Origin of the sequence: Paenibacillus ginsengihumi DSM 21568 (genome assembly GCF_000380965.1) — a bacterium.
GTDB lineage: Bacteria > Bacillota > Bacilli > Paenibacillales > NBRC-103111 > Paenibacillus_G > Paenibacillus_G ginsengihumi.
In genome coordinates, this window is the sequence record NZ_KB905673.1 from 1 (window position 1) to 2665 (window position 2665).

At 45.9% G+C, this 2665-nt stretch carries 2 protein-coding genes and 10 tRNA genes; all 12 read right to left on the reverse strand.

The genetic code is table 11. The features are described 5' to 3' along the window. Positions 1-152: 152 nt before the first annotated feature. The 12 genes from F591_RS0126800 to F591_RS0126860 all read right to left on the reverse strand — a co-directional run bounded on the left by F591_RS0126800 (position 153) and on the right by F591_RS0126860 (position 2525). Positions 153-524, reverse strand: a complete 372-nt coding sequence (locus tag F591_RS0126800) for a GntR family transcriptional regulator (RefSeq protein WP_019537619.1) — start codon at positions 522-524, stop codon at positions 153-155. A 15-nt stretch (positions 525-539) separates the two neighbouring features. Beyond that, entirely contained in the window at positions 540-845 is a 306-nt protein-coding gene (locus F591_RS0126805; RefSeq protein WP_019537620.1) for a YfzA family protein, read from the reverse strand. 809 nt (positions 846-1654) lie between these two features. Further along, positions 1655-1737 (reverse strand) — tRNA-Leu (locus tag F591_RS0126815). Between the two features lie 21 nt (positions 1738-1758). Beyond that, positions 1759-1835, reverse strand: a tRNA-Arg gene (locus F591_RS0126820). Between the two features lie 4 nt (positions 1836-1839). Then, positions 1840-1913 (reverse strand) — tRNA-Cys (locus F591_RS0126825). A gap of 7 nt (positions 1914-1920) precedes the next feature. Beyond that, positions 1921-1995, reverse strand: a tRNA-Gly gene (locus tag F591_RS0126830). A gap of 11 nt (positions 1996-2006) precedes the next feature. Next, positions 2007-2078 (reverse strand) — tRNA-Gln (locus tag F591_RS0126835). A gap of 9 nt (positions 2079-2087) precedes the next feature. After that, positions 2088-2160: transfer RNA gene (locus tag F591_RS0126840), tRNA-His, on the reverse strand. Between the two features lie 22 nt (positions 2161-2182). Further along, positions 2183-2256: transfer RNA gene (locus tag F591_RS0126845), tRNA-Trp, on the reverse strand. Between the two features lie 9 nt (positions 2257-2265). After that, positions 2266-2351, reverse strand: a tRNA-Tyr gene (locus tag F591_RS0126850). 5 nt (positions 2352-2356) lie between these two features. Next, positions 2357-2432, reverse strand: a tRNA-Thr gene (locus F591_RS0126855). Between the two features lie 17 nt (positions 2433-2449). Then, positions 2450-2525 (reverse strand) — tRNA-Phe (locus tag F591_RS0126860). Between the last annotated feature and the right edge of the window lie 140 nt (positions 2526-2665).

Sequence of the window (2665 nt, forward strand, 5' to 3'; positions counted from 1 at the left end):
GAGTTGGATTGGTCGCACAACCATCTTATGGAATGTACAGATGTTTTTCAATTTTGGCTCTACATGTTGTCAAGCACTATGTTTGGTATAGAGCCGAAAAATCTTTGAATTTTTTCATGACATTTTTGAATTGAACCACATGCTCCATGCTCTCACCCCTCATACAAAATCTTCATCAAATGCTGCAGATCATCCAGCGACAATCCGATTTCTCTGCTATTCGTTATGACCGCGTTTAACTGCTCCTCAATGGCCTTCAACTTCTTCTCTCTCATGACCTCCAGATTTTGCTCTGCGACAAAAGAACCTTTCCCGACAATCGAATAAATAAAGCCCGCTTTCTCCAATTCCTCATAGGCTCGTTTCGTCGTTATAACGCTAATATGCAAATCCTTTGCGAGCTGACGTATGGAAGGCAGCGCTGTCCCTTCCTGCAGCTCACCTGCCAAAATGGACGCTTTAATCTGATTCGTGATTTGTTCATAAAACGGTTCCTTGGAACTGTTGGAAATAATGATCTGCATGTCCATCCCTCTTCTTTATTTTTTCGAGAACATCATGGATTTAATCTCCCATACGGCCTGAATCAGTATCGCTGCAAGGTGAATGGTCATGAACATATTAAAGAAGGGAAAGGAATAAGGGGTGATCCATTCTGTGAATAGTCTCGATTCCAGAATCCATCTCCCTATCCTGGCAATCAAGCTGCCGCCATCGTTAATATTCGGCTCCAGTGGAGTGCCGTCAACGAACATAAAGATCAATTGAACAATTAAAAATATACCAATCGTGAGCAGCCATCGCTTGGCTCGATCCGTGTAAATTGATTTTTCTGTGTCTGACATTGAACTCTTCTCCTCTCACGCTAATTTCGAACCTCAAATAGAGCAGTTGGCGTCCATCGATTCAAGGAGGGTGATTGAAGAACGATCCGCACGTCATCTATGCAACTTTATATAATGTATATATGCACATTATATACACTTTTAAAGTGTGTTGCAATAAACAAACTTATACTTTCTGACCATAAGATTTGCTGTCTCCTGCTTCAAAAAGAAAAGCCGAGCATATGTCAGGAAATAATCCCGATATGCTCGGCTCTGCCGATTACTTTATGAATACTTATGATTTCGCATGCGGTAATATTAACGACATGGACAATCCGAACCAGGCTCTGATGTCGCATCCAATTGAATGGCTAAGTCTAGCTTGCCAGGAATAGTCTCATACCCGTCGATTTTCTTGTGTGCCTTTTCTTCCCGTAAAGACCTTTTCAAAGATAAACGGTAAATCTTCCACAGATACACTTCTATGTGTATGTAGCGCCGCAGCAAACTAAGTACACTCTTTTCGCATTGTTCCTTTGACGCTGCTGATCAGCACGAATGCACTCTGGTTCTCGCGAGTTTTGACGACAGGCTGACCGTCAAAGGAAACCAAAAGAAAGCAGAAACCTTGCCTATCGACGTTGATATCTGTGGCATCGTTGTGCCAGTTCTAGCGATTTCTGAACTACCGCCAACATTGATGCCCTGCTGGATGTCAGCATGAAAATCACTTTCGCTCATGACATGAGCTGAGGTTTGCAAATTAAAACAACAAAAAAAGTCCCTTGGGTTATAATATCCCAAAGGACATCACTTATTTTGTATGATGCTGGTGAAGGGACTTGAACCCCCACTCCGTCGCCGGAAGCGGATTTTGAGTCCGCCGCGTCTGCCATTCCGCCACACCAGCAAAGACAAAAGAATAAAAAAATGGCGTGCCCTAAGAGATTCGAACTCCTGACCTTTTGATTCGTAGTCAAACGCTCTATCCGGCTGAGCTAAGGGCACGCGTTGGAGGCGCCACCCAGATTCGAACTGGGGGTAAAGCTTTTGCAGAGCTCTGCCTTACCACTTGGCTATGGCGCCATCAATATGGAGCGGAAGACGGGATTCGAACCCGCGACCCTCGCCTTGGCAAGGCGATGCTCTACCCCTGAGCCACTTCCGCATATAAAATTACTGGGGATCTAGGATTCGAACCTAGGCATGACGGAGTCAAAGTCCGTTGCCTTACCGCTTGGCTAATCCCCAATATACAAGGGCGATCGAAGGGAATCGAACCCTCGAATGTCGGAGCCACAATCCGATGCGTTAGCCACTTCGCCACGACCGCCAAACCGGCTCACTTCAGAATATGGCAGGGGCAGCAGGAATCGAACCCACACTAACGGTTTTGGAGACCGCTGTTCTACCTTTAAACTATGCCCCTATGATTGAATGGTGGAGGCTGATGGATTCGAACCACCGAACTCGTAAGAGAACAGATTTACAGTCTGCTGCGTTTGGCCACTTCGCTAAGCCTCCGTAACTGGTGCCGCCGAGAGGAATCGAACCCCCAACCTACTGATTACAAGTCAGTTGCTCTACCAATTGAGCTACAGCGGCGCATTATTAAGCTGTAATGGTGGCTCGGGACGGAATCGAACCGCCGACACGAGGATTTTCAGTCCTCTGCTCTACCAACTGAGCTACCGAGCCATATTATATGCTGTTTTGAGCAAATATGCAAGAGGTAAATTTCGGAAAACCCTCCGTGCGATTACTTCGTTAACCGCTGACTGCGAGACTGCGAAGTATCGCTAACGAAGCTTATGCTTCGACGAACCCACCTGGGTTCT